Here is a 26,805-nt window from a genome sequence, read left to right as displayed (position 1 = left end):
TTACTTAGAGGGGGGAAAGACTGCATGGAAATGAATGGCTTACTATGGATCAACTTAGTTGCATTCCTGCTTGTAATCGCTTACGCCGCCGGTTTATTTGTCTATTTGATAAAAACTCGTATAGCTTATATAAAACTTGGCAAAAAAGTGGAATTCGATAACCGTGTGAAAGATCGTCTTGTGAAAATAGGGGTTTATGTATTTGGACAGAAGAAGCTCTTTAAGGATAAAAAGAGCGGAATCATTCATGCCTTGTTATTTTATGGTTTCATCTTAGTGCAATTTGGCGCAATTGACTTTTTCGTCAAAGGTTTAAGACCGGGGTGGCATTTACCGTTTGGCCCTGTTTATCCAGCCTTTACTTTCTTCCAGGAAATTGTGACGCTTACCGTTCTTGTTGCAATCCTATGGGCGGCTTACCGTCGTTATGTCGAGAAGCTCGTTCGCTTGAAAAGGGATTTCAAAGCAGGTTTGGTTGTCATCTTCATTACCGGTATCATGATTACCGTATTACTGGGGAATGGAATGGGAATGATCTGGCATGGTCACGATGCAACTTGGTCAGAGCCAGTCGCATCAAGCATCGCTTTCCTATTCGGCTGGATGGGAACAACAGCAGCAACAGTAGTTTTTTATGTAGCTTGGTGGCTGCATTTACTGATCATACTATCTTTCCTTGTTTATATCCCGCAATCTAAGCATGCTCACTTGATTGCCGGTCCGATAAATGTATTCCTGAATCGCCTGGACAATCCAGGGAAATTGAAACCGGTTGATTTGGAAGAAGAGGTCCTCGACAAAGAAGGCAATCAATATTACGGTGCCAAATATATCGAAGACTTGACGCAGTATCAAATGGTGGACCTCTATGCCTGTGTGGAGTGCGGGCGCTGTACGAATATGTGCCCGGCTACAGGTACCGGTAAAATGCTGTCACCAATGGATATCATCATCAAGATGCGTGACCATTTAACAAATACAGGCGCGGCTGTTACAACGAAGCAGCCATGGGTACCATCTTTTGTTTTTGGAAATAACAAGGGAAATAAGATAGCTTTGGCTGGTGCCGCGCAGGGGGCGCAGGAATCAGCTGCAGCAACGGAAGCTTACAGCCCGAGCTTGATTGGTGAAGTCATTACGGAAGAAGAACTTTGGGCTTGTACCACATGCCGGAACTGTGAAGATCAATGCCCGGTAATGAATGAACATGTCGACAAAATCATCGATATGCGCCGTTATCTAGTGTTGACAGAGGGCAGGCTTGATCCTGATGCTCAACGTGCCATGACAAATATTGAACGTCAAGGAAACCCGTGGGGACTGAACCGTAAAGAGAGAGAAGATTGGCGCAGCCTTCGGGAAGATGTTAGCGTCCCTACCGTGAAGGAATTACAAAAGGCAGAAGAAGAATTCGAGTATTTATTCTGGGTGGGTTCAATGGGGTCGTACGATAACCGAAGCCAGAAAATTGCCCTTTCCTTTGCTAAATTAATGAATGAAGCGGGCGTCAAGTTTGCGATTCTCGGAAATAAGGAGAAAAACTCAGGGGATACTCCTCGTCGATTGGGTAATGAGTTTGTTTTTCAGGAACTTGCAATGAAAAATATAGAAGAATTCCAAAAGAATGAAATAAAGAAAATCGTTACGATCGATCCGCATGCATACAATATCTTTAAGAATGAGTATCCGGATTTCGGATTGGAAGCGGAAGTGTACCATCATACTGAATTGTTAGCCAAACTTGTTAGTGAAGGCAGGTTGGTGCCACAGTATCCGGTGAATGAGACCATTACATTCCACGATTCCTGTTACTTGGGAAGGTACAATGAAGTTTACAGCCCGCCGCGTGAAATTTTACAATCCATTGATGGTGTGAAGCTTATCGAGATGGAGCGTAACCGTGAAAAGGGTATGTGCTGTGGAGCTGGAGGCGGTTTGATGTGGATGGAAGAGGAAACGGGTAACCGCATTAATGTGGCCCGTACTGAACAAGCACTAGCCGTCAGTCCAACAGTGATCAGTTCCGGATGTCCTTATTGCCTGACCATGCTATCTGATGGGACGAAAGCAAAAGAAGTTGAGGAAAATGTTAAAACGTATGATGTAGCAGAACTACTCGAAAAAGCGGTCATTGGTGAAAATAAATCGATTGCATCCTAATTTAAAATGGAATTGCCTGCTTCTTCTATATGGGATGAAATAAATGGAAGCAGGTAATTTTTTTCAATATTTACAAACTAAATATTTTCATTTTTGGGAAAATTGTATAATATAGTATGATATTAAGCGCTTACAACACTATTTTTTTAACTCCATATTGAGCGAGCGTTCAATCAATGTTACTTATAGGGGGAAATAATGATGGCAAAAACAGTGATTATTAGCGGTGTGAGAACACCTTTTGGTAAATTTGGCGGTGGTCTTAGCAGTTTGACGGCATCACAACTTGGTGGAATTGCAATCAAAGAGGCACTTGTTCGGGCAGGGATTGAAGGCAGCGAAGTAGACGAGGTCATCATGGGGAATGTGCTTCAAGCGGGCCAAGGACAAATACCTTCCCGCCAGGCAGCACGTCATGCTGGGTTGCCTTGGGAAGTGAAAACGGAAACCATTAATAAAGTATGCGCATCAGGACTTCGCAGTGTCACATTTGCTGATCAGATCATTCGCCTTGGTGAAGAAGAAATCATTGTTGCCGGCGGAATGGAATCGATGAGCAATGCGCCTTATATCCTTCCGAAAGCAAGGTGGGGACTAAGGATGGGTGATGGCGAACTGAAGGATACCATGATTTCGGATGGACTTAGCTGCAGCTTTACAGGCGCTCATATGGGGACTTACGGAAACAGTACTGCCGAGGATCTTGAAATCACCCGTGAGGAACAAGATAGCTGGGCTTACGAGAGTCATCAAAAGGCGATAAAAGCAATCGATGGCGGTATTCTTGCAGAAGAAATCATTTCCGTACAGGTGCCTGTGCGAAAAGGCGAACCAATTACCATCGAACATGATGAAGCCCCAAGAAAAGATACATCTGCCGGGAAGTTAGCTAAATTAGGTCCAGCTTTCAATAATGAGGGGACCATTACGGCTGGTAATGCTCCGGGTGTCAATGATGGGGCAGGTGCACTCGTATTGATGAGTGAGGAACGTGCGGAAAAAGAAGGGAAAACGCCTTTTGCCTATATTTTAGCTCATGCAGAAGTTGCAGTGGAAGCAAAGGACTTCCCTAAAACGCCAGGTTTGGTCATAAATGAACTCCTGAAGAAGACAGGTAAATCGATAGAGGAAATTGATTTGTTTGAAGTGAACGAAGCATTTGCAGCGGTTGCACTGGCAAGTGGGAAAATTGCCAACATCGAGCCGGGAAAAGTGAATGTTAACGGAGGGGCTGTAGCATTAGGTCACCCAATCGGTGCAAGTGGTGCCCGCATCATCATTACACTGATGCATGAATTGAAACGTCGCGGAGGAGGTTTGGGCATCGCAGCGATCTGTAGTGGCGGCGGTCAGGGAGATGCCATTTTAATCGAAGTGCCGAAACAAGGATGATAGTTTCATAGATTATTGAGGAGGGGTTTTCATGAGCATTCAAAAAGTGATGGTCATTGGTGCGGGACAGATGGGAGCTGGCATTGCCCAGGTTTGTGCAATGAGCGGTTATGAAGTTCTTTTACACGATTTAAAAGATGAGTATGTAGAAAAGGGATTAGGGACAATCACCAAGAACCTTTCCCGGCAAGTTGAAAAAGGGAAAATGGAATCCGAGGAGAAAGATTCAATCCTTTCCCGCTTGACGTCATCGACGGATTTGAAAAATGCAGCAGCGGTGGATTTAGTAATTGAAGCTGCAGTGGAAAATATGGAAATTAAAACAAAAATATTCGCCGAGTTGGATGAAATCACACCACAGCACGTCATTCTTGCATCCAACACTTCTTCGCTTCCGATTACCGAGATAGCCGCAGCCACGAAAAGGCCTGAAAAGGTAATTGGCATGCATTTCATGAACCCCGTTCCAGTCATGAAGCTGGTTGAAATCATTCGTGGCCTTGCTACATCGGATGAAGTTTATAAAGAAGTTGAAAAGATGGCAGAAACCTTGAACAAGGTACCGGTGGAAGTCAATGATTTTCCAGGTTTCGTAGCGAATAGGATTTTAATGCCGATGATCAATGAGGCCATCTATACACTTTACGAGGGCGTCGCTACTAAAGAGGCGATCGATGATGTAATGAAGCTGGGAATGAACCATCCGATGGGCCCGCTTACACTAGCTGACTTCATTGGGCTCGACACATGCTTATACATAATGGAAACCCTTCACCAAGGACTGGGTGACGATAAATATCGACCGTGTCCGCTGTTAAGGAAATATGTAAAAGCTGGGTGGCTAGGCAAGAAATCAGGACGCGGCTTTTACGAATATAACTAATCATAGAAAGAATTTGCACCTAGGAAGGAGTGAAGGAATGGATTTCAAGTTTACCGAAGAACAGGAAATGATACGGAAGATGGTAAGCGACTTTGCGGTGAATGAGATTACCCCTCATATCGAGGCAATGGAAAGAGGCGAATTTCCAAAAACGATACTGCAAAAAATGGGTGTGCTTGGTTTGATGGGAATCCCTATCCCGGAACAATACGGTGGCACGGGTATGGACTTTATGTCTTATATCATCGCCATCAATGAGATTTCCAAAGTAAGTCCCACTCTCGGTGTCATACTGTCCGTTCATACTTCTGTTGGCACAAATCCAATCGTTTATTTTGGAACGGATGAGCAGAAGCAAAAATATGTGCCTAAGTTAGCTGCTGGTAAATTTCTTGGCGCCTTTTGCTTAACTGAGCAAAGCTCAGGTTCGGATGCTGCGAGTTTGAAATCAAAGGCGGTAAAGGAAGACGGAGTATATCGAATAAATGGATCAAAGGTATTCATCACAAATGGCGGGGAAGCTGATGTGTTCATTGTTTTTGCCTCAACCGATCCGCAGATGGGAAGCAAGGGAATATCAGCTTTTATCGTGGAAAAAGGAACCCCAGGCTTAATCATCGGTAAAGATGAACGTAAAATGGGCCTTCATGGCTCGAGCACCGTGCAGGTAACGTTCGAGGATATGAAAGTCCCTGCAGCCAATCTCCTTGGCGAAGAAGGTGAAGGCTTTAAGATCGCAATGGCCAACTTGGATGTGGGAAGGATCGGGATTGCTGCCCAAGCGCTGGGAATTGCTGAGGGTGCCATGGAACATGCCGTCCAATATGCAAAAAGCAGGGTGCAATTCGGCAAACCTATTGCCAAACAGCAAGGGATTGGTTTCAAACTGGCTGAAATGGCAACGGGCATAGAAGCTTCAAGGCTACTGGTCTATCGGGCGGCTTATTTACGCTCGCATGGATTGAAGTGCGGTAAAGAGGCGGCCATGGCTAAGCTATTCGCTTCGAGGACGGCTGTCGAGGTGGCGATAGAAGCAGTCCAAGTTTTCGGAGGCTATGGTTATACAACGGAATATCCGGTCGAACGCTATTTCAGGGATGCAAAGGTAACTGAAATTTATGAGGGTACCAGCGAAATACAGAGAATGGTCATCAGTAAGAATCTATAATTACGATAAATTTTTGGAGGGCATAGCCATGCAATTTAAATTAACGGAAGAACATGAAATGATCAGAAAAATGGTCCGCGACTTTGCCCAGAATGAAGTGGCTCCGACAGCTGCCGAGAGGGATGAAGAAGAACGGTTTGACCGTGAGATCTTCGATAAAATGGCTGAACTTGGATTGACTGGGATTCCGTGGCCTGAGGAATACGGCGGAATTGGAAGTGATTACTTAGCGTATTGCATAGCGATTGAGGAACTTTCCCGCGTTTGCGCTTCTACTGGGGTGACTTTATCAGCCCATACTTCGCTCGCAGGATGGCCAATATATAAATTTGGGTCTGAAGAACAAAAACAAAAATACCTTCGCCCGATGGCACAGGGTGAAAAAATCGGTGCATACGGCCTGACTGAACCCAGCTCAGGCTCAGATGCAGGCGGTATGAGAACGACTGCAAAGCTTGTAGGTGATGAATATATTATCAGCGGTTCAAAAATCTTCATTACGAATGGCGGGATTGCGGATACATATGTCGTGTTTGCATTGACAGATCCAAAATCCAAACAAAAAGGAACGAGTGCCTTTATCGTTGAAAAGGACTTCCCTGGTTTTAGTGTTGGTAAAAAAGAGAAGAAGCTGGGAATCCGTTCATCACCGACCACGGAAATCATCTTTGATGAGTGCCGAGTTCCTAAAGAAAATCTCCTTGGAAAAGAAGGGGAAGGCTTTAAAATTGCAATGATGACGCTTGATGGCGGACGGAATGGAATTGCTGCCCAGGCAGTAGGCATAGCCCAAGGTGCATTGGATGCCGCAGTTGATTATGCAAAAGAGCGCGTCCAATTCGGCAAGCCAATTTCTGCACAGCAAGGAATCGGTTTTAAATTGGCGGATATGGCAACAGGTGTTGAAGCTTCCAGGCTATTAACCTATCAGGCTGCCTGGTTGGAATCAGAGGGCTTTCCTTATGGAAAAGAGTCGGCCATGTCCAAACTTTTTGCCGGGGATACAGCAATGAAAGTGACGACAGAAGCCGTCCAAGTTTTCGGGGGTTATGGATATACAAAAGATTATCCAGTAGAGCGGTATATGCGCGATGCGAAAATAACCCAGATTTACGAAGGTACACAGGAAATTCAAAAGCTGGTCATCTCACGGATGGTTACTAAATAGGATTGAAACTGAGGTTTTCCGATAAGGCACTGCCCTTACCGGAATTCCCTTTTCAATTTATTCGGAAGAATGTCTTTGGTAATTAAATGATGGGCTTTCTAAAAGGAGTTTGAAAATGGAAAAAAGAGAGGTTCTTGCATCTGTAAAGGATGAGCGGCTGGTTGAAAAAAGGCGTACACAAATGATTAAAGGAGCGGTGACCCTTTTTAAGGAAAAGGGATTTCATCGTACGACTACCAGGGAAATCGCCAAAGCGGCCGGCTTTAGTATCGGCACGTTATACGAGTATATCCGAACCAAGGAAGATATATTATATCTCGTCTGTGACTTTATCTATGATGAAGTCCAGGAAAAGCTTCAGAAAGAAATAGAACAGAGTGATGGGACACTTGAAAGTTTGAAGCTGACGATCGCCTATTTTTATAAAGTGATGGATGATATGCAGGACGAAGTGCTGGTGATGTATCAGGAAGTGAAAGCTTTGACGAAAGATGCCTTACCTTATGTTCTGAACAAGGAACTTCGGATGGTAGGCATGTTCGAAAAGGTGATAACGAAATGTGTTGAGAATGGGGAGCTGTTTTTGACTGAAAAACAAATAAGCCTTGTTTCACATAACATTTTCGTTCAGGGACAGATGTGGAGTTTTAGAAGATGGGCTTTGCATAAACAGTATACGCTTCAAGAGTATGTTGAACTGCAGACGCAATTATTGATTCAAAATGTATCGCTTCAGAAAAGCACTGATATAAATATGTTTCAATAAGGAGGAGCCAAATGAGTACAGTCAAAGTGTATAAACCCAAGAACCATATCAGATTCGTTACAGCTTCGAGTTTATTTGATGGACATGATGCATCAATCAACATAATGAGGAGAATCCTTCAGTCCAGCGGGGCAGAAGTCATTCACCTAGGTCATAATCGTTCGGTGGAGGAGATCGTGAATGCGGCCATCCAGGAAGATGTTCAAGGCATAGCCATGTCATCATACCAAGGCGGGCATGTGGAATATTTTAAATATATGTATGACCTACTGAAGGAAAAGGGAGCCGAGCACATTCGGATTTTTGCCGGCGGAGGCGGGGTCATCATCCCGAGGGAAATTAAGGAACTCCATGATTATGGGATTGCCCGTATCTTTTCTCCCGATGAAGGTCGGGAATATGGGCTTCAAGGCATGATAAATGTATTGATGGAGGAGTGTGATTTCTCGACTGTCAAACCATCTTTACAGGAACGTTTTGATGAATTGATCGCAGGGGGGACAAATGCCATTGCCCAATTCATTACCTTTGCTGAAAATAGACTCGATGCTTCACAGGAATCGGCGGCAGCGGTGGAGAGTCTTTTTGAGCAGATCAAGACTTCGGAAAAGAAGGTTCCGGTCCTTGGGATTACAGGGACGGGGGGCGCCGGAAAAAGTTCATTGACTGATGAATTGATACGAAGGTTCATTAACGAAGTTCCAGACGAGAAAGTCGCCATTCTTTCTGTCGACCCGACCAAACAAAAAACAGGCGGTGCCTTGCTTGGTGACAGGATTAGAATGAATGCGATCTTTTCAGAGCGTGTTTATATGCGAAGCTTGGCCACGCGTCATTCAAAAAGTGAGTTGTCTTTGGCGATAAGGGATGCCATTTCAGTCGTGAAGGCAGCTGGCTTCGATTTAATCATCGTTGAAACGAGTGGAATTGGTCAGGGAGATGCAGAAATTGCCGAGATATGCGATGTATCCATGTATGTAATGACGAGTGAATTCGGTGCGCCTTCCCAACTTGAAAAAATCGATATGATTGATTACGCAGACTTGATAGTCATTAACAAATATGAGCGCAAAGGCTCTGAAGATGCTAAAAACCAAGTTCAAAAACAATACCAAAGAAGCCGTACGCTTTTTGATCAAGATCCATCTGAAATGCCAGTATATGGAACGATCGCTTCCCAATTCAACGACCCAGGCACAAATGCTTTATTCGCTGCACTGATTGAAAAGCTTAATGAAAAATCAGGGACGGATTGGAGTACCGCCTTTTCGAAAGAAGCGGATGTTTACAAGCAAAATGTCATAATTCCAACTGATCGTCGTTATTATTTACGTGAAATCAGTGATTCGGTCAGATCGTATCATAAACGTGCGGCTGAACAAGTGCGTATTGCCCGCAGGCTTTTCCAGATTGAAGGAGCAATTGAAGCAGTTAAGGAAAATGAGAACAACGAAGACATGGTGGCTTCTTTAGAAAAATTGAAAAAGGAAACCGCTTCGAATTTATCACCTGAATCTAAAAAAATCCTTTCTGGATGGATGGATTTAAAGGAAAAGTATGCGGGGGAACAGTTTGTAACGAAAGTCAGGGATAAAGAAATCATCACGAAGCTGAAAACTAAAAGTTTATCAGGTTTAATGATTCCGAGAGTATCACTGCCTAAATATGTTGATTATGGAGAGATCTTAGGATGGGTATTCCGTGAGAACGTTCCGGGCTTCTTTCCTTACACAGCGGGAGTCTTTCCATTCAAGCGTGAAGGGGAAGACCCGAAGCGGCAATTTGCCGGCGAAGGATCGCCCGACCGAACCAACAGGCGTTTTCATTATTTGTCAAAGGATGATAATGCTAAACGGCTAAGTACGGCTTTCGATTCTGTAACTCTATATGGAGAGGATCCTGATCACCGGCCTGATATCTATGGAAAGGTAGGGGAAAGCGGAGTCAGTATCTGTACGTTGGATGACATGAAAAAGCTGTATGCAGGCTTTGACCTATGCCACCCCTCGACCTCTGTATCCATGACCATCAATGGACCGGCACCAATCATTTTGGCCATGTATATGAATACTGCAGTCGATCAGCAGGTTCAACGGAAAGAAGAAGAGTTAGGCCGTTCTCTTACGGAAGCCGAACTTGAAGAAGTGCAGGCTTATACTCTTCAAACAGTACGCGGAACTGTTCAAGCGGATATTCTGAAAGAAGACCAAGGCCAGAATACATGCATCTTCTCTACGGAATTTGCTTTAAGGTTAATGGGGGATATTCAAGCTTATTTCATCGATCGGAAAGTCAGGAACTATTACTCTGTATCCATTTCTGGCTATCACATTGCAGAAGCGGGTGCCAATCCCATTTCACAGCTGGCTTTTACATTAGCGAATGGCTTTACTTACATTGAATATTATTTAAGCCGCGGAATGAATATTGATGACTTTGCCCCGAATCTGTCGTTCTTCTTCTCGAATGGACTGGATCCGGAATATACGGTTATCGGCAGGGTGGCAAGAAGGATTTGGGCTACAGTCATGCGGGATAAATATGGTGCGAATGAACGTAGCCAGAAGCTGAAATATCATATACAGACTTCAGGGCGCTCCCTTCATGCGCAAGAAATTGATTTTAATGATATCAGAACGACACTTCAGGCTTTAATGGCACTGCAGGACAACTGTAACTCCCTGCATACCAATGCGTACGATGAAGCCATCACGACGCCTACAGAAGAATCCGTTCGCCGGGCAATGGCCATACAAATGATCATTACAAAGGAGCATGGGCTCTCAAAAAATGAAAACCCGATGCAAGGTTCCTTCATCGTAGAGGAATTGACGGATCTGGTTGAAGAGGCTGTACTGCAAGAGTTCGATCGCATCAATGATCGAGGCGGTGTGTTGGGTGCAATGGAGACACAGTATCAGCGCGGGAAAATCCAGGATGAATCGATGCATTATGAAATGAAAAAGCATACGGGCGAATTGCCTATCATTGGGGTCAATACGTATTTGAACCCAAATCCTCCTTCTGAAGAAGCTGTGAACAGCATGGAGATTGCCCGTGCAACAAAAGAAGAGAAGGAAGGGCAAATCATCAACCTTCAGGCATTTCAGGAAAGAAATAAGGAGTTCACTGATGAAGCCCTGACAAAACTGAAAGTGGCTGCCATGAATGGGGAAAATATCTTTGCTGAACTCATGAATTGCGTGAGAGTGGCCAGTTTGGGCCAGATAACCAGGGCGCTATACGATGTAGGCGGTCAATATCGAAGAAATATGTAGTGTAAGAAGGGGGGCTCCGACGTTTAGGAGCCTCTTTTTTTAAATAATTTCCGTCTTTTTTAACAAAATGAAGATTTTACCTTATAATTATTTGGAAAAGGGGCAAAAATGAAGAATCAGCCCTATTGGAGTTGAGAAAATGAACCTGAAAATGATTGGGTTGATCATAGGTTACATTCTTGCCATCATTATTTTATTTGAGCTGTATGAGCACCAATTGGGTGCCATCTCTTTTTTTATCCTGACTGTTGTCTTTTTTACGGCAGCCTATCGTCAGAAATCGAAAAAAGAAAATGAATGATTTTTCAGTCCTGTGAACGAGAGACCTTAAGGTAAATCTGTGAAAGTATCAGATAGAACTAGCATAAACCCATTTAGATTGTTTATAATGGAGTATATGTCTAGCAGGAATTGTCGTTATTTTATCGAAATACTGTTTTAGATTATTTTTTTATGTGAAAAAACACGGATTTCAGTGTTTGAATAGAGAAGGGAAGTGCGGAATTTGAGTTTAAAACAACACTCAAAAGAGCAATTATTGGAAATGTCCTTAATTGAGATGGCATATGATTTGTTAGTGGAAAGAAATGAACCGATTCCATTTAAAGAATTAATAAGTGAATTAGCTTCGCTGCACCATTTATCTAAAGCGGAAGTGGCAAAAAGAATCGCACAATTCTACACGGATTTAAATGTGGATGGCCGCTTCACTTCACTTGGAGACAACCGCTGGGGATTGAAAACATGGTACCCAGTTGACCAAATCGAAGAAGAAGTTGTACATGTTGTTAAACCTAAAAAGAAAAAGAAAGCTAAAAAGGCTGCTGTCGTTATCGACGATTTCGATGAACTTGAAGACGAAGATCTTGACTTTGAAGAAGATGTCGATGATCTGGACGAAGATGAAGATGACGACGATGATGATATCCTAGGTACTCCAGTTATCGACGAAGTGCTTTTGGATGATGACGTGGATGATGATGACGATCTGGAAGAAGAAATAATTGAAGATGATGCATTTGTCCTGGATGATGATGAGGACGAAGATGAAGACGAAGAAGAGTTGGATGAAGATAAAGAGAAATAAATAATCGCCCTTGACTTTTTGAGGCGAAATTTGTAGAATCATTTTTGGGCTCCTTAAAAAAGGACACAATGATTAAATTATATCGCTCCCTTACTTTTATTGTAAGCGGAGCGTTTTTGTTTTTAATGATGGAATGAATAAATGACATCATTTTTTTATTTTTAAAAATGATTTCTCGTAGAATTGTAAAAACTATAGAGAACATATTTTGTTTACTGTCATTTAAGGAAATTTATTCTTGTTCATGTATCCTGCATGACTCTCACTAAAGACCTTTAAGTGATTAATGGTTTGTACCGATTTCGGTTTTTAGCTTTTAACCGCTTGTGTGGCGGAAGATTTGATGCAGGTTCTGATTGAAATGTGAAGAACAGCATTGGAAGAAAACATTCTATAGGAGGATATAAGATGACAAAATATATTTTTGTGACAGGTGGAGTAGTTTCTTCCTTGGGAAAAGGGATAACGGCCGCTTCTTTAGGTAGACTTTTAAAAAATAGGGGATTGAATGTTACCATCCAGAAGTTTGACCCTTATATCAACTTGGATCCAGGTACGATGAGTCCATATCAACATGGTGAAGTGTTTGTAACGGATGATGGTGCTGAAACGGATTTGGATTTGGGTCACTATGAGCGTTTTATTGATATCAACCTTGGTAAACACAGCAATGTGACTACAGGTAAAATTTATTCGACTGTCCTGAGAAAAGAACGCCGTGGCGATTATTTAGGTGGAACAGTTCAAGTCATTCCCCATATCACGAATGAAATTAAAGAACGGGTTTTCCGTTCAGGTAATGAAACGAATGCAGATATAGTCATCACCGAAATTGGTGGTACTGTTGGGGATATCGAGTCACTTCCATTCCTTGAAGCGATTCGTCAAATTAAAAGTGATATCGGAATCAATAATGTTATGTATATCCATTGTACACTTGTACCTTACATCAAAGCTGCTGGTGAAATGAAAACAAAACCGACACAGCATAGTGTAAAAGAATTACGCAGTCTTGGCATTCAGCCAAATATCATCGTTGCACGTACAGAAAGCCCAATTTCACAAGATATGAAGGATAAAATCGCTTTATTCTGCGATATTGATAAAAATTCTGTTATCGAGTGTCTTGATGCGGATACACTTTACTCCATCCCTCTTGCGCTTCAAGCACAAAATATGGATCAAATCGTTTGTGATCACTTGAAATTGGACTGTGGCGAAGCGGATATGGAAGATTGGAAAGAATTGGTCAAAAAGGTTACTTCTTTATCAAAGAAAACGAAAATCGCCCTAGTCGGAAAATATGTTGAATTGCAAGATGCTTATCTTTCTGTAGTGGAAGCACTTAAGCATGCAGGTTACGCATTTGATGCAGATGTTGAAATCGACTGGGTGAATTCTGAAGATGTAACAAAAGAAAATGTTGCCGAACTTCTTCAAGGTGCAGATGGAATCCTTGTTCCTGGTGGTTTTGGAGATCGTGGAATCGAAGGGAAAATTGCAGCCACCGAATTTGCCCGCACGACAAAAACACCGTTCTTCGGAATTTGTTTAGGCATGCAGTTGGCATCCATTGAATATGCACGTAACGTCTTAGGATTGCCAGAAGCACATTCAGCTGAAATCAAAGAGGATACTCCAGATCCAATCATCGATCTTCTTCCTGAGCAAAAGGATGTTGAAGATTTGGGTGGTACACTGCGTCTTGGTCTGTATCCATGTAAGCTTATCGAAGGAACTAAAGCATTCGAAGCTTATAATGATGAGGTTGTTTATGAACGTCACCGTCACCGTTATGAATTCAATAACCACTACCGTCAGGCTATGGAAGAGGCAGGATTCGTCTTTTCCGGTACAAGTCCAGATGGTCGTCTGGTTGAAATCATTGAATTGAAAGATCATCCTTGGTTTGTGGCTTCTCAATTCCATCCGGAATTCACGTCACGCCCTAACCGTCCACAGCCGCTATTCCGTGACTTTGTGGGTATGTCTTTAAAGCGCAGCGCAAAACTTTAATAAACAAAAAAACAGCCCATGGCTGTTTCAGACTGTAGGCAAACTTGAAGGAAATCGAGTTTGCCTACAGTTTTTTTATGGCTTGTACAATTTGGACGTTGATTTCCATTCCAGGCACTCGCTTTCCATGGGCAGTCATGGAGCCTCCTCGGCTTGCGCCTGCGGGGTCTCCCTTAGACGCGCTTTCCCCGCAGCAGTCTCGCACACCCGCTCCAATCAACTTTGTTACAACATTTAGATAGCAATCATACTTGAGGAGTTGAAGGTGTTGCTATGGGTCAGTTGGCTCGGGAACATCATTTGAAGGAAGTTATATTTCCCGAACCCTTTTTTAGATGATGAATTTATCATTCTTCATCTTCATATTCTTTTATGATTTCTTCAAGAGTGAATTTAATCCCATAATAAGCGAAAAGAGCGGCAATGAGGGTAGGGTACCCATATCGATTTCCAGTTTCATCGGGAATCAATCCTCGTTGGATACGTAAATCTATATGTACGTCAGCCAACTCTAAAAGTGAATCTTCTTTAGAAGGAACGGATGTAGAAACCGCAACAAATGGTATATCTTTTTCCTTTAGTTGTTTTGCCAGCATCAAAGCTTCAAAATCATCCGAATGGCGACTGAATATAAGGAATCGATCTTCCCCGGAAATAGTTTCTACTGATTCATATCTTTGTGCCTTAGGGAAGGGTTCTGCCCCATCTAAAGCCTCGGCAGTGACGCCCTGCATTTCACCAATACCGTGAATGAACACAGTGCCATCCCCAACTACAGCCTGAGCCAGCAAGCGTCCGGCATCCTCCATTTCAAAGGCTTCATTATCAATCATTTTTTTAAATAAACCGCTTATCTGTGTCGAGAAAATTTTTAACATGAGTAGGGACTCCTTTAAAAAATAATATACTTAATTATAAAGGACTTTCCCTTTCATTGACAGGTTTCAGGGCTTTTGATCCAAAGGGCTGAATTTACAAAATCGGTCGAAAAAACAAAAAAATTAAAAATCCTTTTAGCCATATAGCAGGAATTTTGTTACAATTATCGAATATGAACATAGAAATCATGAATGAAATCAATGCGTTGGACTACATGTGATTTGACGCAATCTATGTAACTACCCTTTTTCGGGTAATATGGCCGATTAGGCTAATACATTTAATTTTATAAATCAGGAAGGGGAGAGGTGATAAAATGCCAGGGAAAATATTGATTGTTGATGATCAATTTGGGATTCGTATTTTATTGAACGAGGTTTTACATAAAGAAGGGTATGAAACATTTCAAGCTGCAAATGGCATTCAAGCCTTGGAAGTGCTAAATAACCATTCACCTGATCTTGTATTACTGGATATGAAGATTCCGGGAATGGATGGAATTGAGATCCTGAAAAGGATGAAAGTGGTCGAGCCGGACATCCGGGTCATAATCATGACCGCATATGGTGAACTTGATATGATCCAAGAAGCAAAGGATTTGGGTGCAATGACCCACTTTGCAAAGCCGTTTGATATTGATGATATTAGAAAAGCCGTTCGTGAATACTTACCGATTCAATCTAGTTAACGGTCTTGAAAATTCAATATTATTGACGAAAGAATTGCCGCGGCTATCTTTTTAAGAGGGCCGTGTTTTTTTTGGAATAAAATTTGAGGCTTGGCATAGTGTATTTGTTGCTGTTTTTTTGATGTATTGATATGCTAAAAGAGGAGAGATATTCTGATTTATAAGCGTATGCTACTTTAGTTTTAGGGAATATCTAGAAAGAATTAACTTTAAAAATAATAACATCCACTAGTAGGAGGAAATCAAATGCCTTTAGTTTCTATGAAAGATATGCTGAATAAAGCTCTTGATGAAAAATATGCAGTAGGTCAATTCAATATCAATAACCTGGAATGGACCCAAGCTATCCTAGCTGCTGCAGAACAAGAAAAATCTCCAGTCATCCTTGGTGTTTCCGAAGGGGCTGCCCGTCACATGGGTGGTTTTAAAACGACTGTCATGATGGTTCAAGGATTGTTGGAAGACATGAAAATCACTGTTCCTGTGGCCATTCACCTTGACCATGGTTCAAGTTTTGATAAATGTAAAGAAGCTATCGAAGCTGGATTCACTTCAGTAATGATTGATGCTTCACACCATCCAATCGAAGAAAATATCGAAACAACCAAGAAGGTTGTCGAATTCGCTCACGCACGAAATGTTTCGGTTGAAGCGGAAGTGGGCACGGTTGGCGGACAAGAAGATGATGTAATTGCTGATGGAGTCGTATATGCAGATCCTCAAGAATGTGAACAGTTAGTTAAAGAAACGAATGTCGACTGTTTTGCTCCAGCATTGGGATCCGTTCACGGACCGTACAAAGGTGAACCTGACCTAGGCTATAAAGAAATGGAAGAAGTACGAGATTTAACGAACAAACCTCTTGTTCTTCATGGCGGTACAGGCATTCCTACGAAAGATATCCAAAAAGCGATTTCTCTTGGAACATCAAAAATCAATGTGAATACGGAAAATCAAATTGTGTTCACAAAAGCTGTTCGTGAAGTTTTGAATAACGATGCTGAAGTATACGATCCTCGTAAATTCATGGTTCCTGGCCGTGAAGCTATTAAAGAAACTGTCATCGGCAAAATACGTGAATTTGGTTCAAACGGCAAAGCATAATTTTTCAACTGCAGCATAAGGGTTCCATCCCTTTGCATGTAAGATGCCATAGGTAATGTTTCCATTGGGGGGGGCACCTCCCCTAATGGTTTCTTTTAGATGCAGGGCTGAATCCAAGCTCTATTTTTTGAAGAATTAGAATTCAGATGCATATAGGGAAAGAAAAAATCGATTACATACGGAGGCTATTTTATGAAATTCTTTATAGATACAGCAAACATGGAAGAAATCAAACAAGCGCACGAACTGGGCGTTTTAGCTGGAGTTACGACTAACCCGTCCCTTGTTGCAAGAGAAAAGGGAGTTTCTTTCCATGACCGGCTAAAAGAAATCACAAGCCTTGTTAAGGAATCCGTTTCTGCAGAAGTCATTGCGCTTGATTTTGAAGGAATGATGGCTGAAGCCAAAGAACTTGTTGCGATTGCACCTAATATCACGATTAAAGTACCAATGACTCCAGACGGTTTGAAGGCTGTTGCAGCTCTTACAAAACAAGGTGTCAAAACAAATGTCACCCTTATTTTCAGTGCTAACCAAGCATTATTGGCAGCTAGGGCAGGAGCGACTTATGTATCGCCATTTTTAGGACGCTTGGATGACATCGGCCAAAATGGTTTGGATTTAATTTCGGATATTGCTGACATATTCGCGATCCATGATATCAATGCTGAAATCATTGCAGCTTCTATCCGCCATCCGATGCATATTACAGAAGCGGCTCTTAAAGGGGCACATATTGCAACGATCCCTTATAAAGTTTTAATTCAATTATTCCACCACCCATTAACGGACAAAGGGATTGAAGCTTTCTTGAAGGATTGGAATTCACGTACTGAAGCATAATGCCTTGCCGCTAAGTCACTATAGATTGCACCGTTTAAATAAAATTAACATAAATTAGAAATTTTTATCTTTTTTTTACATGAATTTTCTACTTTTGTGTAAACTAAAGAACTAGATAGTGAATGTTGTCGGATTATGAAATTCTCCTGTGGTAAAATATTACTTTTTTTGAAAGTAGCATCTAAGTGCTTAGCGTGGAAGGGAGTTTATTATGGAAAAACTTAAAATTGCCGGTGGCTATCCTTTAAAGGGAAGCATTCGTGTCAGCGGAGCAAAAAATAGTGCGGTCGCCCTTATCCCTGCAACAATTTTAGCGGACTCTCCCGTAACGATTGAAGGCCTGCCTGATATCTCGGATGTTCAGATGCTGAAAGAGTTAATGGAGGAAATTGGCGGTGAGGTATCCTTTGATGATGGGGAAATGACAGTGAATCCCAGCAGGATGATTTCAATGCCTCTTCCAAATGGAAGAGTTAAGAAGTTACGCGCCTCTTATTATTTAATGGGGGCAATGCTTGGTAAATTCAAAAAGGCAGTGATTGGTTTGCCTGGAGGCTGCCATTTAGGACCTCGCCCAATAGATCAACATATTAAGGGGTTCGAAGCACTAGGCGCACAAGTGACGAATGAACAAGGAGCCATTTACCTTAGGGCGGACGAGCTACGGGGAGCACGCATTTATTTGGATGTCGTTAGTGTAGGGGCAACGATCAATATTATGCTTGCCGCCGTTTTGGCCAAAGGCCGCACTGTGATTGAAAATGCTGCGAAAGAACCGGAAATCATCGATGTTGCCACTTTGTTGACCAATATGGGAGCGAAAATCAAGGGGGCAGGAACGGATATCATCCGTATTGATGGTGTGGAAAGTTTGCATGGGTGCAAACATACAATCATACCGGATCGGATTGAAGCCGGTACTTTCATGATTTTAGCAGCTGCTGTCGGTGAAGGAATCTTGATCGACAATGTCATTCCCCAGCATTTGGAGTCATTGACTTCCAAAATGAGGGAAATGGGGATTAATATTGAAGCCGGTGATGATCAGATATTTGTTTCACCGGGAGAAAAATATAAATCCGTTGATATCAAGACGTTGGTTTACCCTGGATTTCCAACAGATCTTCAGCAGCCTTTCACTTCTCTTTTAACGAAAGCCAGCGGTTCTAGCATGGTGACCGATACGATATACGGGGCACGATTCAAGCATATTGATGAACTGCGACGCATGAATGCGAAGATCAAAGTCGAGGGCAGAGCGGGCATCATTGATGGTCCTGTCCAACTTCATGGGGCAAAAGTGAAGGCAAGCGATTTACGTGCCGGAGCAGCTCTGGTAATTGCCGGTTTAATGGCTGAAGGGATTACAGAAGTGACCGGGCTTGAACATATAGATCGCGGATATAGCCATCTGGTTGAGAAACTTTCAGGTTTGGGAGCAACGATTTGGCGTGAAGAAATGACGCAAGAAGAGGTGGAGCAGCTTAAAAGCTGATCCCTTTTCTTGTTACCTCATTGTGTTACTATATATGATATAATGTGTTATACTAATATAAATAAATCATGCTAGTGTACATGAGGGGGAACCGGAAATGGAAAGAAGTTTATCGATGGAGCTTGTTCGCGTAACAGAGGCGGCGGCACTAAATTCTGCTCGTTGGATGGGAAGAGGAAAGAAAGACGAAGCAGATGATGCAGCAACAACTGCAATGCGGGATGTTTTCAATACTATTCCCATGCAAGGGACGGTTGTAATCGGTGAAGGGGAAATGGATGAAGCGCCAATGCTTTATATTGGTGAGAAGCTTGGTACTGGTCTTGGGCCACTAGTGGATGTTGCAGTTGATCCTTTGGAAGGAACGAACATCGTTGCATCTGGCGGCTGGAATGCATTGGCTGTATTGGCGATAGCCGATAAGGGGAACTTGCTTCATGCCCCGGATATGTATATGGATAAAATAGCTGTCGGTCCCGAGGCTGTTGGTCAGATTGATATCAATGCTTCTGTGTTGGACAACCTGAAAGCGGTAGCCAAGGCAAAAAATAAAGATATCCAAGACGTAGTCGCAACAGTATTGAACCGCGACCGCCATTCGAAAATCATTCACGAACTTCGTGAGGCTGGGGCACGTATCAAGTTGATCAACGATGGAGATGTAGCCGGTGCCATCAATACGGCTTTCGATCTTACCGGTGTTGACATCTTATTCGGATCTGGCGGAGCTCCAGAGGGAGTTATTGCAGCTGTTGCCTTAAAATGCCTCGGAGGGGAAATTCAAGGTAAGCTTCTTCCTCAAAGTGATGAAGAAGTTGAACGCTGTTTAAAAATGGGCCTTGATGTAGGAAGAGTCCTGAGAATGGAAGACCTTGTTCGCGGAGATGACGCGATTTTTGCTGCGACAGGTGTGACTGATGGAGAACTTTTACGCGGTGTACAATTTAAAGGGCATTACGGCGAAACACAATCCGTAGTCATGCGTGCTAAATCTGGTACCGTTCGTTTCATTGATGGACGCCACAGTCTTAAAATTAAACCGAATGGTTTGATTGACTGAGAACGTTTTTTAGAAAGTATCACCGATAAAAAGCGAGCGGTTTCATCGCTCGCTTTCTCTTTTAAAAAATTTAAGTTGAATAATTAAAATAAAAAAAGTAAAATAAAGCTTGGTCTACTATTAATTGATTTAGATATATAAAATCTGCCCTTTCACTCCAAACTTCAAGAAGCCTTCAAATAATTTTCTTCTTTACATGTAAAAATGTATCATCCTTTCTAAGAAAACTCTGGTCGGGTACATGGATTGCGGTTTTTCTTCCATCTAACAAACCATTTCTTTTTCAGTATGGGTGAAAACGTTTAATTAATAAAAGTGTGGTGTCATAATGAATTTAACTATTTCTAATTTAGAAAACATGAAACTAAAGGATCTCTATGAGCACGCGCGTGAATATAAAGTTTCCTATTACAGCAAACTTTCAAAAAAGGAACTTATTTTCGCTATCCTGAAAGCACAAGCTGAGCAGGATGGTCTCCTATTCATGGAGGGCGTTTTAGAGATCATCCCTTCTGAAGGCTTTGGATTCCTGCGTCCAATTAATTATTCTCCAAGCTCGGAGGATATTTATATTTCCGCTTCACAGATCCGCAGATTCGATTTGCGAAATGGAGATAAAGTGTCCGGTAAGGTAAGGCCTCCAAAAGAAAATGAGCGCTATTATGGATTGCTGCATGTTGAAGCCGTCAATGGCGATAATCCGGAATCAGCTAAAGAGCGTGTTCATTTTCCAGGTTTAACACCGTTGTATCCAAACAGGCAAATCAAACTGGAAACGACACCGAAGAACATATCAACTAGAATTATGGATGTCCTGGCGCCGGTCGGTTTTGGACAGCGTGGGTTGATTGTCGCACCGCCAAAAGCTGGTAAAACGATGCTCATCAAAGAAATTGCCAATGCGATAACCACGAACCATCCTGAATCCGAATTGATTGTGCTGTTGATCGATGAACGCCCGGAAGAAGTGACGGACATTGAACGTTCCGTTGCTGGAGACGTGGTAAGTTCAACGTTCGATGAAGTGCCGGAGAACCATATTAAGGTAGCTGAGCTAGTGTTAGAACGGGCTATGCGACTTGTGGAGCATAAGCGGGATGTAATCATTTTAATGGACAGCATCACTCGACTTGCCCGTGCTTACAACCTTGTCATTCCGCCGAGCGGGCGTACATTATCCGGAGGGATTGACCCTGCTGCATTCCATCGTCCAAAACGTTTCTTCGGTGCGGCAAGGAATATCGAGGAAGGCGGCAGCCTGACGATCCTTGCTACAGCATTGGTAGATACGGGTTCAAGAATGGACGATGTCATTTATGAAGAGTTTAAAGGTACGGGTAATATGGAACTGCATTTAGATCGTGCACTTGCCGAAAGACGTATCTTCCCTGCAATCGACATTCGTCGCTCAGGCACTCGTAAAGAAGAATTGTTAATTCCGAAAGATCGCCTGGATAAACTATGGGCCATTAGGAAAACGATGTCGGATTCACCTGATTTCTCAGAGAAATTCCTTCGCCGTCTAAAACAGACAAAAGGCAATGAAGAATTTTTCAGTAAGTTGGATGAAGAAATGACAGAAATGAAAAAGGGACCAGCGAGCGTAAAACGTTCTTAAACAGTGAAAGAAACAAACTGTTGCACAACTAGTCTTAAGTTGCTATAATGAGTTCATGTGTTTTTACAATAAATGTGAGAGTGTTTTTCCCTCACCTTGAAGTATATAACTCTGTTTCGAATGATTCAGGGCAGAAGGAGCTGAAAAGAATGAAAACTGGAATTCATCCAAATTATAAACTTTCAAAAGTATCTTGCTCTTGCGGAAACACTTTTGAAACTGGTTCAGTTAAAGAAGAGATCAAAGTTGAGACTTGTTCAGAGTGCCATCCATTCTATACTGGTCGTCAAAAATTCGCTGAAGCTGGCGGACGTGTTGATCGTTTCAACAAAAAATACGGTATTAAATAAGCCGGACTTTTTAAAAACAGGCAAGTATTTTTCTTGCCTGTTTTTTCTTTTCTGTAAACAAGTAAGAATTTATATAAAGCCGGGTCCACTTCAATTATGGCCAAGGGATCGACAGGTGGAAGGGAGTAGCTGTTTCCATGTATGTAATGAAACAAACAGGCTGGATCGAGCTTATTTGCGGAAGCATGTTTTCAGGTAAGTCTGAGGAATTGATTAAACGAGTCAGCCGTGCTCAATTTGCTAAAGAGCAAATAGCTGTATTTAAACCAGCTATAGATAATCGCTATGCGGAAGAGGCTGTCGTATCACACAATGGCTCTTCTGTGATGGCAAAACCGATTGCCCATTCAACGGATATTTTTAAGTGTTTGGACAAGCCCTTGGATATCATTGCAATAGATGAAGTTCAATTTTTTGATCATGAAATTATCGGGGTTGCCCAGCATCTTGCGGACAGCGGTTATCGAGTGATTATGGCTGGACTCGATCAAGATTTCAGAGGTGAACCATTCGGTCCTATGCCCGTTCTATTATCGCTGGCAGAATCAGTGACTAAGCTACAGGCTGTGTGTGAAGTGTGCGGATCTCCTGCGAGCAGGACACAGCGGTTGATAGATGGGGCGCCGGCCTCCTATGATGAGCCGATCATCCTTGTGGGTGCATCGGAATCATACGAGCCCCGCTGCCGCCATCATCACGAAGTTCCAGGTAAGCAAGCTGTTGGGATTAAAGAACATATTTGAATGATGGTGCCCTATGATCCGATGAGATCTTAGGGTACTTTTTTTTGAAGAAATGGTTAAATCATAGCGGAAAGTGTGTTTATTCTAAAGGCGGTAAGATCTACGTAAAAAAACTGCTGAAGGTATTCAGGTGGTAAGACCAATACATGGAAGGGAAATAAAAGATAAATACTGCCCCATTTTGGGAAGGCTAACAAGGAAATGTTCTTCTTAACTAGTCAAAATGGAGGGAAAAAATATGAAATCAAAACTGTTTTTTATGACGGCCTTTCTTCTTGCTGCACTAACGGCATGCGGTCAGAATGACAATGCAATAAATAATGATTCGGAATATGGTGATCAATCCCGGGATGGCCAGGATTTTGTTGGCAATGGTTTAAGTCGTGTGTCCAATAATGATTGGGATAATGAAGCGGAACGTCCATCGGATCAAGTCCTCAACACACCGCATCATACATCCAATAATTCTCCATCCATGGGGCAGGAAATTGATGAAATCAGAGGGATCATTAAATCGGAAACTAATTATGAGGCAGGCTCCGTTTGGTTTAATGGCAATACCATACATGTTACGGTCCATGATAACGGCGAAATCAAGACGGAAAAAGAAAGAAATAAGGAAAAGCAGCGAATTCAAGGCATGATAACCAAGGTTGTGCCCCAATATAATATAGATGTTGAATTAAAGAAATAACCACAATTTTGAATCCTCTTTGACGTTGATTATTCACCTATACTATAATTAACCTAGAAGTGAACTAAGCTGGGGCACTGAACTACTTATTTATAGTTAGAAAAGATGGATTACTTCCAATACGTTTCATGGAGATGTTTTGGAAAATTTATGAGGTGAATAATTTGTTTGATCGATTGCAAGCAGTAGAAGATAGATATGAAAGATTGAATGAACTATTAAGTGACCCGGAGATCATTAATGACTCTAAGAAGCTAAGGGAATATTCCAAGGAGCAATCCAGTATTCAAGAGACGGCATCGGCTTATAAAGAATATAAAGCGGTTCGTGAGCAACTCCAGGAAGCCAAGGCGATGCTGGAGGACAAACTTGATGCGGATATGCGCGAAATGGTTAAAGAAGAGATCAATGAACTTGAAGAGACCATACAAGGCCTTGAGGATAAACTGAAAATATTGCTCATTCCTAAAGACCCTAACGATGATAAGAACGTAATCATGGAGATCCGCGGAGCGGCAGGCGGAGACGAGGCGGCCTTATTTGCAGGTAGCCTATACCGAATGTATAGCCGTTTTGCTGAGGTTCAGGGTTGGCGGACTGAAGTCATTGAAGCAAGTCCTACAGGGCTTGGAGGCTACAAGGAAATCATATTCATGATTAATGGAAATGGCGCTTATTCAAAATTGAAATTCGAAAATGGAGCCCATCGCGTTCAGCGAGTACCTGAAACTGAATCAGGTGGACGGATTCATACTTCTACAGCCACGGTTGCCGTTTTACCGGAAGCTGAGGAAGTGGAAGTCGAAATCCATGATAAGGATGTTCGTGTCGATACCTTTGCGTCAAGCGGTCCTGGAGGGCAAAGTGTCAACACGACCATGTCAGCGGTACGATTGACACATATTCCGACGAATACGGTTGTATCTTGTCAAGATGAAAAATCACAAATCAAGAACAAAGAAAAAGCAATGAAGGTTTTGCGTGCCAGGGTGTATGATAAAATTCATCGCGAAGTGCAGGCTGAATATGACCAAAATCGAAAGCTTGCTGTTGGAACGGGCGATCGATCCGAAAGGATTCGCACGTATAACTTCCCGCAAAACCGCGTTACCGACCACCGTATTGGTTTAACGATTCAAAAGCTGGATCAAATCATGGAAGGTAAACTGGATGATGTCGTGGATGCTTTAATCATGGAAGACCAATCTTCCAGGCTGGAAAATGCAGATGAATAATTCTGCCTTGAAAGTGTTTGAAGCCCTTAAATGGGCTTCTTCTTTTTTAAAGGAAAATGATCGTGACGCCAATGCAGGGGAGATCCTGTTACAGCATTTTTTAAAACTAACGCGCTCCCAGTTACTGGCCAACCTTCATGATGAGCTCAGTGAAGCGGATTTTGGACAATTTAAGGCAGCAGTTGAGCTTCATGCTGATGGAACGCCCATCCAATATATAATAGGCAGTGAAGAATTTTATGGACGGACCTTCTTTGTGAATGAAGAAGTGCTGATACCGAGACCTGAAACAGAAGAATTGATTTATTATACATTACGTAAGCTTCCGGCCGTTTTTATGGAGGGACAGAAGCTCCGTTTAGCGGATATTGGGACAGGCAGCGGTGCAATCGCCATTACGATGAAGCTTGAAAAATCAAACTTGTCGGTGACGGCCACGGACATAGCAGATCCTTCACTTGAGGTGGCGAAGAAAAATGCCGAATCACTTGGTGCCGAAGTGCAGTTCGTGCAAGGTGATTTACTTCAGCCGTTGATTAACATAAACCAGAAAGTGGACATCCTTTTATCTAATCCGCCATATATACCAAATGATGATCAAAAATCCATGTCTGTAGTCGTAACGGGTCATGAACCCCATCGTGCATTATTTGCGGGTATCGATGGTCTGGACTTTTACCGCCGCTTTATGGAACAGTTACCTCTGATTATGGAGGTGCCTGGGCTGATCGGTTTTGAAGTGGGCGCTGGGCAGGGCCAGGCAGTTGCCGATTTATTAAAGCGGACTTTTCCTGCCGCAGAAGTATCCGTTGTAAATGACATTAATGAAAAAGATCGAATGGTCTTTGCTGAATTAAAATGATTCGTCTCCCTATGTGAGACGGATTTTTTTATATGGACATCCCTCATTATCGATTTGGAATCTATATTTCCAGCATCAATTTTTTTATTTTTACTAGTTTAAGATAGCTGGAAAATGGTGAGACTAATTCATGTGAGGGGGCGAAGGCGATGAAAACTAAACATTTAGCCATTATTTATCTATTAATCTTAACAATAGGAACGATTGTAAGTATATATATGCCTAAAGCGGAGATGGTCGGTGCAGAAGAAACGATGGTAATTCCGGATGAGGCGATTCGTCTGAGGATACTTGCTAATAGTGATACAGAAAAGGATCAAGCGGTTAAACGGCTGATTAGGGATCAGGTAAATGAAGATATCACAAAATGGGTCGAGGAGCTTACTTCATTGGATGAAGCGAGGGATGTGATCACCTCGCATCTACCGGATATTCAAGCCACGGCTGAAGCAGTTATAAAGGAACATGGTTTGGAACAGTCAGTAAAAGTGGATTTTGGACAAGCCGAATTTCCGACAAAACTTTACGGGCAGTATTTATATCCTGCAGGGGATTATGAAGCTGTGATCATCACACTTGGTGAAGGGGAAGGGGCTAATTGGTGGTGTGTGTTATTTCCTCCACTATGTTTCTTGGATTTTTCAAATGGAACGGCTGTAAGTCAAAGTCCGATTGTCGAGGATGAAGATGAAGAATCTGTAACTTCGGAAGGGAAGGTTTATGCTGCAACGAATGAGGAGAAAGAACCTGTTCCAGAGGAAGCGGTTGAAGAAGAAGTACCGGATGAAAAGGTAAAAGGGCCAGAGGCAGTAGTTGAAGAAGAAGCAATTGAGGAAAGTGTGGAAATACCACAAGAAGAGGTAAAAGAAGAGGTTATAGAGCCAGAAGTAAAAGGAGAAGTGACAGAAGAAAAAGGTATGGATGAAGTAACGGAGGAAGTGATTGATGGGAATGTAGGTGAAAACAAGGTTAAACTTGCGGCATCCACTGAACAAGGTCAACAATTATATGAAGGGGAAAAGGAGCCAGAGGTGGAAGTGAAGTCCTTATTTGCAGAAATCCTAAATGATCTTTTTTAAAAAGAGGGGGGGCCCTCTTTTTTTATGATCAGATAATTTTGAAAACATATCCACAGGGTTATTAACAAAAAATCAAAAAAGTCTGTCATTAATCATTAATATCCACAAACTTATCCACGGTTTCGGTATGGTTATCCACATTTTGTGGATAACACTTGAATTATGTGTATACTTCTTTTATACTTTCAAAGTATCTTTCAAGTAAAATTAGGACGATAAGTTGATAATACCGTTCAT

The 26,805-nt window shown here is 42.3% G+C and carries 23 protein-coding genes; 22 read left to right on the top strand and 1 reads right to left on the bottom strand.

Going from position 1 to position 26,805, the window contains the following annotated elements; translation table 11 throughout:
* Positions 1–30: 30 nt before the first annotated feature.
* From QUF78_RS26785 to QUF78_RS26740, 10 genes are all read left to right on the top strand, one after another.
* A complete protein-coding gene (locus tag QUF78_RS26785; protein ID WP_289318256.1) occupies positions 31–2,160 on the top strand; it encodes a (Fe-S)-binding protein in 2,130 nt (709 codons plus the stop codon).
* A gap of 201 nt (positions 2,161–2,361) precedes the next feature.
* A complete protein-coding gene (locus QUF78_RS26780; RefSeq protein ID WP_289327073.1) occupies positions 2,362–3,552 on the top strand; it encodes an acetyl-CoA C-acetyltransferase in 1,191 nt (396 codons plus the stop codon).
* A gap of 31 nt (positions 3,553–3,583) precedes the next feature.
* A complete protein-coding gene (locus QUF78_RS26775; protein ID WP_289327072.1) occupies positions 3,584–4,435 on the top strand; it encodes a 3-hydroxybutyryl-CoA dehydrogenase in 852 nt (283 codons plus the stop codon).
* A gap of 37 nt (positions 4,436–4,472) precedes the next feature.
* The gene (locus tag QUF78_RS26770) at positions 4,473–5,603 is read left to right on the top strand and encodes an acyl-CoA dehydrogenase (RefSeq protein ID WP_289327071.1); all 1,131 of its coding nucleotides are present in this window, start codon (positions 4,473–4,475) and stop codon (positions 5,601–5,603) included.
* 28 nt (positions 5,604–5,631) lie between these two features.
* A complete protein-coding gene (locus tag QUF78_RS26765) occupies positions 5,632–6,771 on the top strand; it encodes an acyl-CoA dehydrogenase (protein WP_289327070.1) in 1,140 nt (379 codons plus the stop codon).
* Positions 6,772–6,886: 115 nt separating this feature from the next.
* Positions 6,887–7,537 (top strand): TetR/AcrR family transcriptional regulator, encoded by a 651-nt coding sequence (locus QUF78_RS26760; protein WP_289327069.1) that lies wholly within the window; start codon positions 6,887–6,889, stop codon positions 7,535–7,537.
* A gap of 11 nt (positions 7,538–7,548) precedes the next feature.
* Complete coding sequence (icmF, locus tag QUF78_RS26755) at positions 7,549–10,815, top strand: fused isobutyryl-CoA mutase/GTPase IcmF (protein WP_289327068.1); 3,267 nt, start codon at positions 7,549–7,551, stop codon at positions 10,813–10,815.
* 139 nt (positions 10,816–10,954) lie between these two features.
* Positions 10,955–11,116 carry a hypothetical protein gene (locus QUF78_RS26750; protein WP_289327067.1) on the top strand — a complete coding sequence of 54 codons (162 nt, stop codon included), beginning with the start codon at positions 10,955–10,957 and terminating at the stop codon, positions 11,114–11,116.
* A gap of 195 nt (positions 11,117–11,311) precedes the next feature.
* Complete coding sequence (gene rpoE / locus QUF78_RS26745; protein WP_353957931.1) at positions 11,312–11,902, top strand: DNA-directed RNA polymerase subunit delta; 591 nt, start codon at positions 11,312–11,314, stop codon at positions 11,900–11,902.
* Positions 11,903–12,310: 408 nt separating this feature from the next.
* Positions 12,311–13,918, top strand: a complete 1,608-nt coding sequence (locus tag QUF78_RS26740) for a CTP synthase (RefSeq protein ID WP_289314294.1) — start codon at positions 12,311–12,313, stop codon at positions 13,916–13,918.
* A 347-nt stretch (positions 13,919–14,265) separates the two neighbouring features.
* On the opposite strand, the gene QUF78_RS26735 is transcribed toward QUF78_RS26740, so the two are convergent.
* A complete protein-coding gene (locus QUF78_RS26735; protein ID WP_289327065.1) occupies positions 14,266–14,796 on the bottom strand; it encodes a DUF2529 domain-containing protein in 531 nt (176 codons plus the stop codon).
* Between the two features lie 317 nt (positions 14,797–15,113).
* Between QUF78_RS26735 and QUF78_RS26730 the strand changes: the two genes are divergently transcribed.
* The 12 genes from QUF78_RS26730 to spoIIR all read left to right on the top strand — a co-directional run bounded on the left by QUF78_RS26730 (position 15,114) and on the right by spoIIR (position 26,568).
* Positions 15,114–15,485, top strand: coding sequence for a response regulator (locus QUF78_RS26730; protein ID WP_289327064.1), 372 nt, complete (start codon positions 15,114–15,116; stop codon positions 15,483–15,485).
* Positions 15,486–15,731: 246 nt separating this feature from the next.
* A complete protein-coding gene (locus QUF78_RS26725; RefSeq protein ID WP_214744241.1) occupies positions 15,732–16,589 on the top strand; it encodes a class II fructose-bisphosphate aldolase in 858 nt (285 codons plus the stop codon).
* A gap of 192 nt (positions 16,590–16,781) precedes the next feature.
* On the top strand, positions 16,782–17,432 hold the full coding sequence (gene fsa / locus QUF78_RS26720; RefSeq protein ID WP_289314296.1) for a fructose-6-phosphate aldolase: 651 nt from the start codon (positions 16,782–16,784) through the stop codon (positions 17,430–17,432).
* A 211-nt stretch (positions 17,433–17,643) separates the two neighbouring features.
* Positions 17,644–18,927 (top strand): UDP-N-acetylglucosamine 1-carboxyvinyltransferase, encoded by a 1,284-nt coding sequence (locus tag QUF78_RS26715; RefSeq protein WP_289327063.1) that lies wholly within the window; start codon positions 17,644–17,646, stop codon positions 18,925–18,927.
* A 97-nt stretch (positions 18,928–19,024) separates the two neighbouring features.
* Entirely contained in the window at positions 19,025–19,987 is a 963-nt protein-coding gene (gene glpX, locus QUF78_RS26710) for a class II fructose-bisphosphatase (RefSeq protein ID WP_289327062.1), read from the top strand.
* A 328-nt stretch (positions 19,988–20,315) separates the two neighbouring features.
* Positions 20,316–21,605: a transcription termination factor Rho gene (gene rho, locus QUF78_RS26705; RefSeq protein ID WP_289314298.1), complete on the top strand. Its 1,290-nt coding sequence runs from the start codon at positions 20,316–20,318 to the stop codon at positions 21,603–21,605.
* Between the two features lie 149 nt (positions 21,606–21,754).
* Positions 21,755–21,955, top strand: coding sequence for a 50S ribosomal protein L31 (rpmE, locus tag QUF78_RS26700; protein WP_053348458.1), 201 nt, complete (start codon positions 21,755–21,757; stop codon positions 21,953–21,955).
* 137 nt (positions 21,956–22,092) lie between these two features.
* Positions 22,093–22,698: a thymidine kinase gene (locus QUF78_RS26695; protein ID WP_289314299.1), complete on the top strand. Its 606-nt coding sequence runs from the start codon at positions 22,093–22,095 to the stop codon at positions 22,696–22,698.
* A gap of 238 nt (positions 22,699–22,936) precedes the next feature.
* Positions 22,937–23,392 carry a hypothetical protein gene (locus QUF78_RS26690; RefSeq protein ID WP_289327061.1) on the top strand — a complete coding sequence of 152 codons (456 nt, stop codon included), beginning with the start codon at positions 22,937–22,939 and terminating at the stop codon, positions 23,390–23,392.
* 164 nt (positions 23,393–23,556) lie between these two features.
* The gene (gene prfA, locus QUF78_RS26685; protein WP_289327411.1) at positions 23,557–24,627 is read left to right on the top strand and encodes a peptide chain release factor 1; all 1,071 of its coding nucleotides are present in this window, start codon (positions 23,557–23,559) and stop codon (positions 24,625–24,627) included.
* A complete protein-coding gene (gene prmC, locus QUF78_RS26680; protein WP_289327410.1) occupies positions 24,620–25,489 on the top strand; it encodes a peptide chain release factor N(5)-glutamine methyltransferase in 870 nt (289 codons plus the stop codon). Before prfA ends, prmC begins: the two co-directional genes overlap by 8 nt.
* A gap of 149 nt (positions 25,490–25,638) precedes the next feature.
* Positions 25,639–26,568, top strand: coding sequence for a stage II sporulation protein R (gene spoIIR, locus QUF78_RS26675; protein ID WP_289327060.1), 930 nt, complete (start codon positions 25,639–25,641; stop codon positions 26,566–26,568).
* Positions 26,569–26,805 lie beyond the last annotated feature (237 nt).

This window comes from Peribacillus sp. ACCC06369 (assembly GCF_030348945.1).
Lineage (GTDB): Bacteria > Bacillota > Bacilli > Bacillales > DSM-1321 > Peribacillus.
The sequence above is the reverse complement of the archived record's forward strand: the minus strand, read 5'-3'. Positions and strand labels throughout refer to the sequence as shown.